The sequence below is a fragment of the Thalassotalea sp. PLHSN55 genome, from assembly GCF_052030545.1.
Classification (GTDB): domain Bacteria; phylum Pseudomonadota; class Gammaproteobacteria; order Enterobacterales; family Alteromonadaceae; genus CANMXU01.
In genome coordinates, this window is the sequence record NZ_JBPDIH010000001.1 from 284,206 (window position 1) to 299,349 (window position 15,144).

Annotated in this window: 15 protein-coding genes; 14 read left to right on the plus strand and 1 reads right to left on the minus strand. The window is 40.7% G+C overall.

Annotation, left to right across the window (positions count from 1 at the left end; genetic code table 11):
* Nucleotide 1: 1 nt before the first annotated feature.
* A complete protein-coding gene (locus tag ACRRSQ_RS01415) occupies nucleotides 2-910 on the minus strand; it encodes a TIGR01777 family oxidoreductase (protein ID WP_440873897.1) in 909 nt (302 codons plus the stop codon).
* 246 nt (nucleotides 911-1,156) lie between these two features.
* Between ACRRSQ_RS01415 and ACRRSQ_RS01420 the strand changes: the two genes are divergently transcribed.
* From ACRRSQ_RS01420 to recR, 14 genes are all read left to right on the plus strand, one after another.
* Entirely contained in the window at nucleotides 1,157-3,346 is a 2,190-nt protein-coding gene (locus ACRRSQ_RS01420) for a fasciclin domain-containing protein (RefSeq protein ID WP_440873898.1), read from the plus strand.
* Nucleotides 3,347-3,483: 137 nt separating this feature from the next.
* Nucleotides 3,484-4,056, plus strand: a complete 573-nt coding sequence (locus ACRRSQ_RS01425) for an LON peptidase substrate-binding domain-containing protein (RefSeq protein WP_440873899.1) — start codon at nucleotides 3,484-3,486, stop codon at nucleotides 4,054-4,056.
* Between the two features lie 146 nt (nucleotides 4,057-4,202).
* Nucleotides 4,203-4,829: a sigma-70 family RNA polymerase sigma factor gene (locus ACRRSQ_RS01430; RefSeq protein WP_440873900.1), complete on the plus strand. Its 627-nt coding sequence runs from the start codon at nucleotides 4,203-4,205 to the stop codon at nucleotides 4,827-4,829.
* Complete coding sequence (locus tag ACRRSQ_RS01435) at nucleotides 4,822-5,508, plus strand: ChrR family anti-sigma-E factor (RefSeq protein WP_440873901.1); 687 nt, start codon at nucleotides 4,822-4,824, stop codon at nucleotides 5,506-5,508. Before ACRRSQ_RS01430 ends, ACRRSQ_RS01435 begins: the two co-directional genes overlap by 8 nt.
* Before the next feature lie 81 nt (nucleotides 5,509-5,589).
* Complete coding sequence (locus ACRRSQ_RS01440; RefSeq protein WP_440873902.1) at nucleotides 5,590-6,549, plus strand: YbgA family protein; 960 nt, start codon at nucleotides 5,590-5,592, stop codon at nucleotides 6,547-6,549.
* A gap of 17 nt (nucleotides 6,550-6,566) precedes the next feature.
* Nucleotides 6,567-8,042, plus strand: coding sequence for a cryptochrome/photolyase family protein (locus tag ACRRSQ_RS01445; protein ID WP_440873903.1), 1,476 nt, complete (start codon nucleotides 6,567-6,569; stop codon nucleotides 8,040-8,042).
* 32 nt (nucleotides 8,043-8,074) lie between these two features.
* Complete coding sequence (locus ACRRSQ_RS01450) at nucleotides 8,075-8,629, plus strand: nuclear transport factor 2 family protein (protein ID WP_440873904.1); 555 nt, start codon at nucleotides 8,075-8,077, stop codon at nucleotides 8,627-8,629.
* Between the two features lie 3 nt (nucleotides 8,630-8,632).
* Nucleotides 8,633-9,376 (plus strand): SDR family NAD(P)-dependent oxidoreductase, encoded by a 744-nt coding sequence (locus ACRRSQ_RS01455; RefSeq protein ID WP_440873905.1) that lies wholly within the window; start codon nucleotides 8,633-8,635, stop codon nucleotides 9,374-9,376.
* Complete coding sequence (locus ACRRSQ_RS01460; protein WP_440873906.1) at nucleotides 9,376-10,728, plus strand: NAD(P)/FAD-dependent oxidoreductase; 1,353 nt, start codon at nucleotides 9,376-9,378, stop codon at nucleotides 10,726-10,728. Before ACRRSQ_RS01455 ends, ACRRSQ_RS01460 begins: the two co-directional genes overlap by 1 nt.
* Nucleotides 10,718-11,500, plus strand: coding sequence for a DUF1365 domain-containing protein (locus ACRRSQ_RS01465; RefSeq protein ID WP_440873907.1), 783 nt, complete (start codon nucleotides 10,718-10,720; stop codon nucleotides 11,498-11,500). The genes ACRRSQ_RS01460 and ACRRSQ_RS01465 overlap by 11 nt, the downstream gene beginning before the upstream one ends.
* Nucleotides 11,501-11,568: 68 nt before the next feature.
* A complete protein-coding gene (locus tag ACRRSQ_RS01470; RefSeq protein ID WP_440873908.1) occupies nucleotides 11,569-12,792 on the plus strand; it encodes a class I SAM-dependent methyltransferase in 1,224 nt (407 codons plus the stop codon).
* A gap of 89 nt (nucleotides 12,793-12,881) precedes the next feature.
* Nucleotides 12,882-13,388: a YgjP-like metallopeptidase domain-containing protein gene (locus ACRRSQ_RS01475; RefSeq protein ID WP_440873909.1), complete on the plus strand. Its 507-nt coding sequence runs from the start codon at nucleotides 12,882-12,884 to the stop codon at nucleotides 13,386-13,388.
* A gap of 95 nt (nucleotides 13,389-13,483) precedes the next feature.
* A complete protein-coding gene (locus ACRRSQ_RS01480) occupies nucleotides 13,484-14,257 on the plus strand; it encodes a MipA/OmpV family protein (RefSeq protein ID WP_440873910.1) in 774 nt (257 codons plus the stop codon).
* Between the two features lie 113 nt (nucleotides 14,258-14,370).
* Nucleotides 14,371-14,976: a recombination mediator RecR gene (gene recR / locus ACRRSQ_RS01485; RefSeq protein WP_440873911.1), complete on the plus strand. Its 606-nt coding sequence runs from the start codon at nucleotides 14,371-14,373 to the stop codon at nucleotides 14,974-14,976.
* Nucleotides 14,977-15,144: the final 168 nt, after the last annotated feature.

Genomic DNA, 15,144 nt, shown 5'->3' on the forward strand with positions numbered 1-15,144 from the left:
GCTAATTTTTGTGCTTTAATAACTGCGTTAATGCTGGTGTTAATTCTGGGTAAGTAAAGTCAAAGCCACTATCGAGTAACTTTTTAGGGCGAACATTTTGTCCGTAAATTAATAAATCAGCCATTTCACCAAACAACAGTTTCAATAACCAAGTTGGTGTCAATAATAAACAAGGTCGGTTAAGGCTTGTCGCTAGTTGTTGGCTAAATTCTCGATTGGTCACCGCATTGGGCGCTGTTAGGTTAATCGCGCCACTAAGGCCGTCTTCCTTAATAATATGTAAAATAGCGTTCACCATATCGCCTAAGTGGATCCACGACATCATTTGCTTGCCGCTTGCCATATAACCGCCGCCGCCGAGTTTAAAAGGCAATAGCATTTTCTTGAGTGCGCCACCATTAGGCGACAATACTATGCCTGTTCTTAGCAAGGCGACGCGGGTATTTTCTGAATGTGCACTTAAGGCAATGGATTCCCATTTTTGGCAAATATGATGGGAAAATTCAGGAAAAACTTCAGTAAAAGACTCATCAATTTTTTGCTCGCCTTGTCGTCCATAATAACCAATTGCGCTACCTGAAATAAAAAGTTTGGGCGGTGTTGACGCTTGCTCAATTAACGTGGTTAATGTTTGCGTAATTTGCCACCGGCTTTGGCAAATTTTATCTTTTTGTTTTTTGCTCCAACGCTTATCCGCAATTGGCTCACCAGCAAGGTTAATAATAACCTCTTGTTGATCAATTAAGGATACATTTAACTGAGTGACTATTTTGACGGAGTCGGTAAAAATCGTCTCGGCGCGTTTTGCGCTGCGCGAAAATACCGTGATCTCCGCTCCTGATTTTGCGTTAAGCGCCTGCACAAGTGCCTGACCAATAAGACCTGTTGCTCCGGTAATAAGTATTTTCATTATCTGTCCTTTTACTAACGTTAAAGCGAGAGCCTAAACAAAATTTAACTTCTAAAGATCAAAAGATCCTAGTTGATAACCATTCGCTATTGTTAAGTTTAACCCTATTGATACGAAGCTCTTAAAGGCAAAGATCACCAATAAAACTTTATTTTTATTTTAACGACTTTTTGTGAACCTTGTATGATTTTTCACCGTAACTCGATTTGAAAGACACAATACTAAAATTAAATTGAGGAACAGCAAGTGAACATTATAAAGAAAATAGTAATAACCTCAGTCAGCTTGTTCTTACTACAAGCCTGTAACGATAACGACAATGATGACGTGGTTGAAACACCAACCCCACCTGTTGAAATGACATCGATAGTTGATGCGGCTGTGGCTAATGGTGGCTTCACTACGTTAGTTGCTGCCTTACAAGCAACGGGCTTAGATGCCACCTTAGATGATACTAGCAAATCATATACAGTTTTTGCTCCCACCGATGCGGCCTTTGCCTTGTTAGGTCAAAAGACAATAGACGCGCTGCTGGCTGACACAGATACGCTCAGTAATATTTTGCTATACCATGTTCTTAGCTCAGAAGTTAATGCGGCAGCGGCGATTGCGAGTGCCGGAACTACCGTTGAAACCGCTAATGGCGATTCAGTAGGATTATCATTGTCAGGAGAGATGCTGCTGGTCAATACGGCAACGGTGACCATGACCGATATTGAAACCGATAATGGCATTATTCATGTCATCGATGCAGTTTTATTACCGCCAGCAATGGCTGAAGAAATGCCAACCATGAATATCGTTGAAACAGCGATTGCAGCAGGGAATTTTACCACCTTAGTCGCGACGTTACAGGCAACTGGACTTGACGCGGCCTTAGCTGATCCAGAAAGCAGTTTTACTGTTTTTGCGCCTACCGATGCAGCATTTGCCGCCATCAACGCAGCAACTATTTCATCATTGCTTGAAAATACCGACACTTTATCCAGTATTTTATTACAACACGTTGTCGAGGGAGAGGTGCCAGCGGTCACTGCATTTAGCTTAAATGGTCAAAGTGCACAAACCTTGTCAGAGGTGATGCTTGAGCTTTTTATTGACCCTAAAAATGACACCCTTAATATTGCCGGTGCAACAATCACCAGCACAGATATCAAAACCAGTAACGGCATTATTCATGTTATCGACACCGTGATTATTGACCAAGTAGCCTTGCCTGAACCAGAGTCTACTATCGTTGATATCGCTGTTGCTGCGGGAACGTTTGACACTTTAGTGGCAGCGCTGCAAGCGACAGAATTAGATAGCGTTTTGGCCAATGCTGATGGTAATTTCACGGTTTTTGCGCCAACCGATGAAGCATTTGCCTTATTAGGCGCAGACACTATCGCAGCTTTGCTAGCTGATACTGACACCTTATCAAATATCCTACTTTATCATGTCATCTCTGGCGCAAGTGTTTTACAAGATGGCGCGCTAAATTTAGCCAAATCTGACATGCCAATGGCAACAATGGCCAATGAACAAATGGCGACGGTTTCATTAAGCGATAGCCAGTTGTATGTGAATAAATCTGCGGTATCATCAACTAATATCATGGCTAATAACGGTGTTATTCATGTGCTTGACCAAGTGATTTTACCACCTGCAATGGCTGCCGACTCGAGTATGACCATTGCTGACGTTGCAGCAGCAGATGAGCGCTTTACTACCTTAGTGTCGGCGTTAACAGCAGCCAACTTAGTGGGTACGCTTGATGATGAAAACGCACAATTTACCGTATTTGCACCCACTAACGATGCATTTGCTAAAATTGATAGCAGTGTGCTTGAAAGTTTATTAGCCGATACGATTGCGTTAACCAATATATTGTTAACACATGTTGTTAGTGGCGCCCAAGTGAATAGTTTGTCAGCCTTTGGGGCGCTTAATACCGATATTGAAACCGCTAGTGAAGACAGCATTAGCTTGAATTTAGTGAATTTTATCCAAACCATGAACGGTGATAATGATGAAGTTGCCTATAACAGCATGTACCAGCAGCTCGTCGGTGGAATGAATTCAGACCATGCTGGCAATACCTTATATGTATTTGATGGCGACTTAGGTACGTCGACAAGTACCTGTAATAGTGACTGTGCGATAAACTGGCCACCTGTGCTTGTTAGCGATGGCGAAGTCGACAATATTCCTGGGCTTGGCATGATCACCCGTGATGACAATACCATGCAGGCAACTTATTTGGGCCGCCCGTTGTACTTTTACGTTGGCGACACTAATGCTGGCGATATGACAGGGCAAGGACTTAACGATATGTGGTGGGTTGTGGAGCAAGAACAAGTGAGCTTGCAAGTTAACGGCTCAAATATTACCACCACAGATATCTACACTGCCAATGGTATTATTCATGTTATTGACACCGTAATTACTGACTAATTTGGCTTGTTACCAAGCATAATGTAAACGCCTTATCATGTCAGATAAGGCGTTTTTTAATTGCACTGGCATTGAACTTTCTTGTTGCTTAGTACGTATTAGTTAATATCACACTTATAAAGTACTAGAAGAGCATCATGCAGTTACCTATTTTCCCATTACCCGTATTTTTGCTACCTGGCGGGATCACACGACTCCGTATTTTTGAACCGAGGTATTTGAAAATGATAAGCATAGCGACCCAGTCTCACGGCTTTGTTATTGAGTTAACCGCTAGTGTGACTGATTCACAAGCGTGGGGCAGTTGGGTCGATGTGATTAACTTTGATCAAGGTGACGATGGCATTTTAATTGTTGATGTTAAATGCAAGTCGTTAGTGACCATTGGTAAAAAAACCGTTGATAACGACAAACTCGCTTATGCTTTGGTGACAGAGCAACCCCATTGGACCAGCGATATTAGTTGTTTAGACCAAGACGAGTTAACTCAAGAGTTATTGAGTGTTTTTGAAAAAAATCATCAGTTATCAAGGCTATACCAAGATAAATTTATTGACCAAAGCTCGTGGGTTGTCGCCCGTTGGTTAGAAATTTTACCGGTTGAGTTAGCAAGTAAGGCGTTATTTTTCCAGCCGAATAGCTATGAAAATGCGATTAAATTTTTAACCAGCATTGTAAGTGAGCAGCAAGTGAATCAATGCGTCGATTAAACCTTTCTAAGGTATTTGAAAAGCAAAGCTGTCGAGAGTTAATCAGTAAATCAAAAATAATTCAAAAAAATTTACATTAATTGTGATCCTTTTATTTCCCTACTGCGTAATACCTATTAATTGAAGCCAATTTTAGGTTTTTTACTATGTTAAGTGCACAAACAGCCTTGTCAAACGGTACGCTAGCTGCTAAATCTAGCACTATGACAAATTCTGTTGACCATACCCAACTCTGCCAATGGCTTAATGCGGTAGCAAAGGAAAGAGACAAACAAGCATTTACTCACTTGTTTAAATTCTTTGCTGAAAAAATTCAGCGCATCGCTACAGCAAAATTAAACAACGCTAGCCAAGCAAACGAAGTGGTGCAAGAAACCATGAGCAATGTTTGGCGCAAAGCCCACTTGTTTGATGAAAACAAAGGCGCTGCGACAACTTGGGTTTATACCGTTATGCGTAATGTTACCTTCGATATGCTGCGTAAAGTGCAAGCTAACAGAGAAGATAACCTTAGTGATGATATTTGGCCGTTAGCTGAAAGCGCAGCCAGTGACACTGAAGTTTTTAGTGACCACCTTGAGCAAAGTAAAATGAAAGGCATTATTGAGCAGTTGCCTGAAAACCAACAACAAGTGGTGAAAGGATTTTACTTTCAAGAAATGTCTCAAGAGCAATTGGCAAAGCATTTAAACTTACCTTTAGGTACCGTTAAATCGCGTTTACGGTTAGCGCTCGCTAAATTAAAATCGCAGTTAGGAGATCAACATGATTAAGCATCACCCTAAGTTAGCCTTAATTCAATCATTTGTTGATGGCGAATTACCCGCTTCATTATCGGCAGGTATCGCAATTCATGCGGATATGTGTCCTGTTTGCCAAGAAAAAATTGCTCAGCTTACTGAACAAATGGCATCAGCAAGTTTTGAACAAGCATTTTTACATACCTTTGCCGTTGAAGACGGTGACGACATAGCACAAGTAGCAGAGCCAGATTTTGAGCAAATGCTTGCCGAAATTACTGAGTCTGATCAGCAAGATGCTGTGGTGGCTAAACCTCTTAAACAAGTGAGTTTAGGCGGCGAACAATACACCTTACCTAAAGCGCTTACCCATGTGGAATTAGCCGGCTCTGCTAACATTGGCAAATTAACCCGTGCACGCTGTCAACTTAATGAAGGTGAAATTCATTCAAGTTTACTGCATATTTCTCCTGGTGGTTCAGTGCCAGAGCATACCCATAAAGGGTTTGAGCTGACCGTGTTACTCGCAGGGAGCTTTAGTGATGATAGTGGTGAGTATGTCGCTGGTGATTTTATTATGCTTGATGGCAACCATACCCATCACCCCGTATCAGAAAAAGGCTGTTTGTGTTTTACCGTTGCTAACGATGCACTGCATTTTACGCAAGGGATCAATAAGCTGCTTAACCCTATTGGTAGTTTTATTTACTAAAGCTCAATATGCAATAGCGAAAATCGCTTTGCAAACACGCTACAAAACGTTTGTTTTTTGTTTAAAAAGGTAGGTGAACTTATGGAAAAGCTAATAAATAAAGAAAATATTGTGATTGGTATTAGTGCATGTTTAATCGGCGAAAAAGTTCGATTTGATGCCAGCAATAAACCGTCAAATTTTTGCATCAACGAGCTTGGCCAACATGTTACTTACAAAGCTTATTGCCCTGAAGTGGCGATAGGTATGCCAATACCCAGACCAACCATTAGACAAATTAAAAAAGACGATGTTATTCATGTATCACGTCCAGACGGCTCTGGCGACGTAACCGAGGCGTTGCAAGCCTACGGCAAAAAAATAGCAGCGTTATCGAGCAATTTAAGCGGTTATGTCTTTTGTGCAAAAAGTCCAAGCTGCGGCATGGAGCGAGTAAAAGTATATTCACCTGAAGGAAATCCTTTGGTCGCCACAGGCGTTGGGGTGTTTGCGCAAGAGATCATGAAAGCCAACCCTCTACTACCTTGTGAAGAAAATGGCCGTTTAAATGACCCTATTATTCGCGAAAATTTTGTCGCCCGTGTTTTTGCTTATCGACATTGGCAAATATTGGTTGAAGAAGGGATCACAAAACATAAGTTAATGACCTTTCATAGCCATTACAAATATATGGTGATGAGTCATGATTTAGTCGCCTATAAAAACTTAGGTCGCTTATTAGCGCGTGCTGATTTGGCTGTTGAGGAAATGGCATCGCAATATATTTCTGGCTTAATGGCGGCATTGAAAATTAAAGCCACGCGTAAAAAACACGCCAATACCCTTTATCATATGATTGGTTACTTTTCCGATCACTTAACACCAGAGCAACGCCAAGAATTATGTCAACAGGTCGAAGGCTACCGAAACGGTTTAATGCCACTTGTTGTGCCGTTAACCTTAATTAATCATTATTTAATGATCCACCCTAAAAGCTACCTTGCTAAGCAAGTGTATTTGAACCCTTATCCACAGCAATTAAAGCTAAGATACAGCTATTAATAACATAAGGACATGTTTTGCTACTTTGGTTTCGTAACGATTTAAGAACTCATGACAATCCAGCACTTGCTGACTTTTTAGCGCAAAGAAGTCAGCAAGCTCATGGTACCAATCCCAGTAAGAATCCCAGTAAAGCGATTTTTTTTATTAGCGAAAAGCAATGGCGTAACCATGATTGGTCGAGCATTAAAATTGATTTTGTCATGCGGCATGCTCATGCATTAATCACGCAGCTAAAGGCACTGAATATTGAACTTAGCTTGATAAAAATTGACAGTTTTGAACAGCAAATAGACTACCTAAGTGATTATTGTCGTCAGCATAAAATCAGCCAAGTGTTAGCTAACGCTGAACTAGAATATAATGAAGTTCAGCGTGACCATTCCTGTTTAGCTAAAGGTGTTCCGCTGAAGTTATTCGAAGCTGATGTGATAGTGCCAAAAGGCAAAGTGCTTAATAAGTCTGGGAAAATGTTTAAAGTTTTCACGCCTTTTAAGCGCGCGTGGCTTAGCTATGTTCAGGTTCATGGTTTTGACTATTTGGGAAAACCAGCCACAACTTGTGCTGATAACCTCAATGAAGACCTTGTCGATATTACTGATGACATAAGTGATGGCACAAGTGATGATATAAGTGACGGCATAACTGGCGACACGGTTGATGAAACAAACAAAAACTGCAGCGGTTCTTGGCCGTTAGCAAGTCAGTACGAGCAAGAGGTGTTAGCCAATTTTTTATCAGAAAAGCTTGCCGATTACGCCAGCTGTCGAGATATTCCATCAATAAAAGCTACCTCAGGCATTTCGCCTTATTTAGCCGCTGGTGTTCTTAGTCCAAGGTATGTTCTAAGGTTGTTATTAACACAACAGCCTGATTTATTAAGTGCGACCGACAGTAGAGAGTTTGCTTGGTTAAATGAACTGATCTGGCGAGAGTTTTATCGTCATTTAATGTTTGACCAACCACGTTTGTGCAAGCATCAGTGTTTTAATGAAAAGTATCAAAATCGCCAGTGGCCAAATGATGCTGCGTTATTTGCTGCTTGGTGTGAAGGCAAAACAGGTTATCCGCTTGTTGATGCCGCCATGCGACAACTGAACCAAACCGGCTGGATGCACAATCGTTTGCGTATGGTGGTCGCCAGTTTTTTAACCAAACATTTATTAATTGATTGGCGCTGGGGTGAAAAATACTTTATGCAGCACTTAATTGATGGCGATTTGGCGGCGAATAATGGCGGTTGGCAGTGGGCGGCAAGCACTGGTTGTGACGCCCAACCGTATTTTCGAATATTTAATCCTATTCGCCAAAGCGAAAGATTTGATCCAAACGGCGACTTTATCCGTAAGTATTTACCAGAGCTGGTGAATATTCCTAATAAAAATATTCATTTTCCACATAAATATATAAAAGAACATCAGTTGGCTATGTATTTTTCGCCTATTGTCGAGCATAAAACCGCGCGACTTGCAGCATTGGATTTCTACAAATAGTTAATTGATGTAAATACCTAATAGGTTGAAATATGGCTGATATTTACTCAATATCCTCAGAAAGTGCAAATCTCGATAGCCCGCAATGGTTAACGCATTTTATTGGTGTTTACCAAAATCTCTCTACTGACAATTTAGACTCGCTTGCGCAGGTTTACCATCAAGACGTTATCTTTAGTGACCCGCTGCATAATATTGAAGGCTTTGTTAACTTATACGACTATTTTATTGGTTTATACAGTAATTTAATTAGCTGTTCATTCGATATTCAGCAAGTGATCAAGCAAGACAGTCATGCCGCCATTTATTGGAAAATGCGCTACCAACACCCAAAACTTAATAAAGGGCAGGTGATTGTTGTTGAAGGTCATTCACACATTCAAGGTGCTGGCAATAAGGTGATATATCATCGTGATTATTTGGATGTTGGCGCAATGTTGTATGAGCAACTGCCTATTTTTGGTTCGCTGACGCGTTGGTTGAAAAATAAGATCGTCAAACAAACAGCTGCTAGTCATGCGTCTGTTAACAAAGTAAGCGCTGAAAAATCACAAGCAAAATCACAAAATAATGTGTCAGGTGTTTGAGTTATGACTCGCGTGAAAAAAGTATTAATCACTGGTGCAACTTCTGGCATTGGTAAATCGCTGTGCCAACGCTACTTGCACGAGGGCTACCACGTTATTGCGTGTGGACGAAACACAGATAAGTTAACGCAACTTAGCCAGCAATTTTCGCAGCAACATTCGCAGTTAACTGTGTTGACTTTTGATGTTAACAACAATGATGAAGTCGCTAATGCCGCCACAAAAATTGCTGAGCTTGATCTATTAATTTTAAACGCTGGCGATTGTGCTTATATTGACGATGTACGGCAGTTTAACGGCCAAGTCTTTAGCGATATTATTCATACCAACTTAATTTCTTTAGGCTGGTTGTTGCAATACTTTTTACCCAAAGTTAATACTAACGGCCAACTGGTATTTATCAGCTCAAGCGCGACTTTACTGCCATTTTCTCGCGCTCAGGCCTATGGCGCATCAAAAGCGGGCGTTGATTATTTAGCGAATAGCTTGCGCGTTGATTTAAAACCTCATTTAATCGATGTCACTTTAGTGCACCCTGGTTTTATTAAAACGCCGTTAACGGAAAAAAACGATTTCCACATGCCGTGCATTATCTCGAGTGAACAGGCGGCACAGGCCATTTTTTCAGGCGTTAACGCACGAAAAAAATATTTACACTTCCCAAAAAAGTTCACCTATTTCTTAAAGTTGATGGCGATATTACCAACATTTGTTTGGCAGTCGTTGCATCAAAGGAGCACGCAATAATGAAAAATATCGCAGTGATCGGTACAGGTATTTCAGGCCTGACAGCCGCGTATTTATTGGCTAAAAAGCACAATGTTACGGTATTTGAAAAGAGCGATCGTATTGGCGGACACACGGCAACGGTTGACGTGCAATTAAAAGGGCAAGATTACGCCATAGATACCGGATTTATCGTGTTTAACAACCGAACCTATCCTAATTATTTAGCGTTGCTGGCTGAATTAGGCATTGGTAAGCAAGAAACACAAATGAGTTTTTCGGTGCACAATTGTCAAACAGGCTTGGAATATAACGGTCACAGCCTATCAAGCTTATTTGCGCAAAAGCGTAATATCTTTCGTTGGCAGTTCTGGCGCTTAATTGCCGATATTTTGCGGTTTAATAAATTGTGTAAACAGGCATTTAGTCGCAATAATTTTAGTGATAATTTTACGTTGGCAGATTTTTTGGCCAAACATAAATTTAATCAATTTTTTGCTCAGCATTATATTTTACCCATGGGAGCGGCAATTTGGTCGTGCTCTTTGGATGAAATGGCCGGCTTTCAATTCCAATTTTTTGTACGTTTTTTTCATCATCATGGCTTACTAAATATTAAAGACAGACCGCAGTGGTATGTTATTCCCAATGGCTCGCGCAGTTATTTAGCGCCATTAACGCAAAGCTTTGCTGAGCATATTCAAACCAATGCTAACATCGTATTTATTACCCGTGAAAACGATAAAGTACAACTGCATTTTGATAACTCAGCCATGCAAGAATTTGATGAAGTGGTGATCGCTTGTCATTCAGACCAGGCGCTGGCGCTGTTAAAAGATGCTAGCGATGATGAAAAACGAGTATTATCAGCGATGCCATATAGCGCCAATTCTGTGGTCTTGCATACCGATACCGCTTTACTGCCAAAACGCAAAAAGGCATGGGCAAGTTGGAATTATCAGCTGAGTGCAGACAGGACTAAACCTGCTAGCGTTACCTACAATATGAATATTCTACAAGGGATGAAAAGTGATGATACTTTTTGTGTCACCTTAAACCAAGCTGATGATATTGAAACAGATAAAATATTAGCGCGGTTTACCTACCATCACCCAATGTTTAGTGTTAATTCGATGAAAGCTCAGCAGCAACGTAAAACTATTTGTGGTCATCGTCAGACCCATTTTGCTGGTGCCTATTGGTATAGTGGCTTCCATGAAGATGGCGTGCGAAGTGCGGTTGATGTTGCCGCGCGTTTTAATTGTTACCTAAAACAATTTGCTAAGGCTTGCCCTGATAAAACTAAGGAAACAGTGCCTGATGCTAATCAGAATAATCAGGTAAAACAAGCTGAGACCTCTCATGCCAGCTAATTCTCTTGGTAGCAGCGTTTATGTTGGCAATATTCGTCATCGACGATTTGGTGAACATCAGCATAGCTTTAATTATTCGCTTTATATGCTCGCGCTCGATGTTGATGAAATGACGGAAAAAGTACCTAACCTTGGTATTTTTGGCGAACAATGGTACCGCCCCGTGCGCTTTGTTGAAAAAGATTATGTAAAAAGTGAACCGGGGCCACTTAAAACACGTATAACCAATAAAGTGAGCAAGTTAGGTGGAAAGCACACTATCGCTAAGGTGGTTATGCTTGTACAAGCACGTTGTTTGGGTTTGTATTTTAGTCCGGCAAATTTTTATTTTTGCTACGACGAGCATAACAATTGCACAGACATGTTGGTTGAAGTCAGCAACACCCCTTGGAACGAACGACACTATTATTTGGTTGACGTTAACGCGCCTAAACCGAGCGATAAAGACTTTCATGTATCGCCTTTTATGGATTTGAACATGCAGTATCATTGGCGTGTTAAGCCTCCTGAAATGTCGCGTGAACAAGTATTAGTTCATATTGAAAACTGGCGATCTTCATCGGGCACTGAACAAGCAGACAAAAATAATCACAAAGTTTTTGAAGCAAGTTTAGCGATGAAAAAACAAGGTTTTAGTCAACAAAGTTTATGGCGAGTGTGGTGCACCTTACCAGCAATGACCTTGAAAGTTGTGGCCGGTATTTACTGGCAAGCTTTAACACTTTTTATAAAGCGTGTCCCTTTTATTGGACACCCAGCACGTACAAAATAAAGTGAGCTGCAATAAATTAACATAAGTTAATGCGGCCAATTTAATGCAAGAATATTAAGGAGTTAATCGTGGAACAAGTGGTTGATATTGCAAAGGCGCAAACGGTTTCTTGGTTTGATAAGCGCTGTAGAACACTATTATTCTCAGTATTAGGTAAACTTGACTATGGTCGGCTGGAAATTGTTGAAGCGAGTCAGCATTACTTTTTCCCCGCACATGAAAATGGCGGCGTAAACGGCAAAATTATTATTCACGACCCTAGCGTTTATCGCGATTTCATCAAAGGCGGTAGTATTGGCGCCGCTCAAGCCTTTATCGACGGTAAGTGGACTAGCCCAAACCTCACCAAAGTGATTCAAATATTTGCCCGAGCACAACAACAAACAGATACGCTTGAGAGCAAAAATGCTTGGTTAATTCGTATTAAAAACGCTTTGTTTCATCGTAAAAATCGCAATACCGAGCGAGGTTCAAAACGCAATATATTAGCTCACTATGATTTAAGCAATGAGCTTTATACGCGTTTTTTGGACCCACAAATGATGTATTCTTCAGCGATTTATCCATCAGCTGATGCTAGCTTGGCGCAAGCTCAGCAACACAAACTCAAGCTAATTTGTCAGCGTCTAGAATTAAACGCTAACGACCATTTACTGGAAATTGGCACCGGCTGGGGCGGCTTAGCAATCTATGCTGCCGAGCACTATGGCTGTAAAGTTACTACCACGACAATTTCCGACGCTCAGTATGAGTATGCTCAGCAACGTGTTAAAGAACTGGGTTTAGATAAGCAGATCACTCTGCTTAAAAAAGACTACCGCCAATTAACGGGTCAGTTCGATAAAGTGGTGTCGGTTGAAATGATTGAAGCGGTAGGGTGTGAATACCTGCCGAGCTTTTTTAAGCAATGCAACGAGCGATTAAAGCCCGGTGGCAAACTACTTATTCAGTCGATAACCATCGCCGATAAACGTTTTGACTACTATAAAAATAACGTTGATTTTATTCAGCGTTATATTTTCCCCGGCGGATTTTTACCATCAGTCTCTGTGTTAACGGAACATTTAGACCAATATACCGCTATGGAAATGGAATCAATTGATGATATCGGCTTAGATTATGCGAGAACCTTAAATGATTGGCGCATAGCGTTTTTAGCCAATTGGAATGAGATAAAAACCTTCGGATTTGATGAACAGTTTAAACGTTTATGGCTGTATTATTTTGCCTATTGCGAAGGGGCATTTTTAGAGCGTGCAACCAGTACGGTGCACCTTGTTGCTCGAAAATAGTTTTACGTTGTAGTGGCTTAGGCGCTATAATGTGCGCCTTATTTGCGGAGCTCGGCTCCGCTTTTTATGTTTTGTAGGTCATTAAAGTTATGACATCAGCGTTAAAGTACCTTAGTGCGTATTCACCAACCATTCAGCAGCAAGTTGAGCAAATGTTGGCAAATAAAACTGTCGCTAAGTATTTGTTAGCGAAATATCCTAACTGTCATCAAGTTACCACTGACAAGGCGTTGCGCAGTTATACCAATACCATTAAAAATCAGTATTTGAAAAAATCTGCGCCACTTAGCCAAGTAAAGTTTGATGACAAAATTCATATCATCAATAATGCACTTGGTTTGCATACTTATGTATCACGTGTGCAGGGCGGTAAATTAAAAAGTAAAAATGAAATACGAATTGGCAGTACGTTTAGAAAATCACCTGAAGCTTTCCTCAATATGATTGTGGTGCACGAACTTGCCCATTTAAAGGAAAAAGACCATAACAAGGCGTTTTACAAATTATGCCAGCACATGCTGCCCGACTATCACCAATTGGAATTGGATTTGCGTATTTATCTTACCCAGTTAGAGTTTATTGGCGATATCTATTAAGCATTTTTCACATCAAATTAGTTTACTAATATTGGTCATCTAATATTAGTAACCTAATTTGATAACTTAAGTAATAACAACTTATTCGAGAACCTATGAAAAAACTTCTACTTTGCCTTATTGCCTTAACCACATTTGTGGCTAACTCTGTTAATGCTGAAACTGACAATCGCGGTGATGCCCGAGAGCGCATTGAACCGAACGGTTTTTTATATGGCTTTGGTTTAGGGATAAATCAAGAAATTTATCAAGGCTATGACTATCGCGTCATTCCATTGCCTATTATTGGTTATCGCAGTGAAAAACTCAGTATTTTAGGGCCGTTTGTTAGTTACGAACTTGCTCAGTTCAACGATGTAGAGTTTACCGTACAAGCGGCGCCACGCTTTCAAGGCTTTGACGAAAGCGACAGTGCCGTGTTTGAAAATATGGCTGATCGTAGATTTTCAATGGACGCGGGTCTTGGTATTCAATACGAAAAACGTGACTGGAAAGTGAGTGTTAAAAGCATGTTTGATGTATTAAATCGCTCTGGTGGCTACGAATTAACTGCCGATTTAGGCCGAGTATTTCGTTATGGTCCGGTATTTGTTGAACCTAGTATTTCACTGAGCTATTTAGATGACAAACATGTCGATTATTATTACGGCGTAAAAGCAAATGAAACTAATGAATTAACCTATCAATATCAAGGTAAGTCTGCGGTAAATACGCGTATTGGATTTTCAGTTGCTACGCCAATATTTTTTAGCGGCTTTACCATGTTTGCCATCGATTATACCCGCTATGATGATGTTATTGCTGACAGCCCGTTGGTTGATCAAAACCACAATATTAGCGCACGGTTAATGTTCAGTAAGTTTTTTTAGACCCGTAACATACGCTAGCGAGTTCTCTGTTAATAATAACTTGTTCACACCTTCCTTTATTCATACACTAGCGGCATTATTAATGCCGTTTTAGTGACCTTTTAGAGCTAATTATGAAGTTTTCTCCTTTAGTACAAGAGCTTATCGATTCATTTAAATGTTTACCTGGCGTTGGCGCAAAATCGGCCCAGCGGATGGCGTTTCATTTACTTGAACGTAATCGCCGAGGCGGTGCTAAATTAGCGCATTCGCTTGAAAAAGCCATGCTTGATGTTGGTCATTGTCAGTCTTGTCGCAACTTTACCGAGCAAACTTTGTGTGAAATTTGCCAAAGTGAAAAGCGGAAAATGAAAGGCCAGCTTTGTATTGTTGAAACCCCTGCCGATGTCATTGCGATAGAGCAAACAGGCGAATTTCACGGCTTATATTTTGTTTTGATGGGGCACTTGTCACCGATAGACGGTATTGGTCCTGACGATTTAGGGCTGGATGTACTTGCGAACCAGTTAGCCAATGATGATATTAGCGAAGTGATTTTAGCCACTAACCCAACGGTTGAAGGTGAAGCGACTGCGCATTATATCGCTGAATTAGCGATGAAATATCAGGTCGAAATTTCTCGCATCGCTCACGGCGTACCTGTTGGTGGCGAACTTGAATATGTTGACGGAAATACCTTATCGCACGCGCTTTCAGGCCGTAAAAACTACAATCTTTAGCGATTTTACCCATGAAAATTATCAGCTAATTTCACTTTCCTGATAATTTTCCCTTGAATTTTTTAACCCCACCCCCACCTTTTCAATAGCTTTGAAGTGAATATAGCCTTCAAGTCACCAATTTTTCTTTAACGCTTGCCACCAAGGGAAGCGGTAAAGTATTAGCTT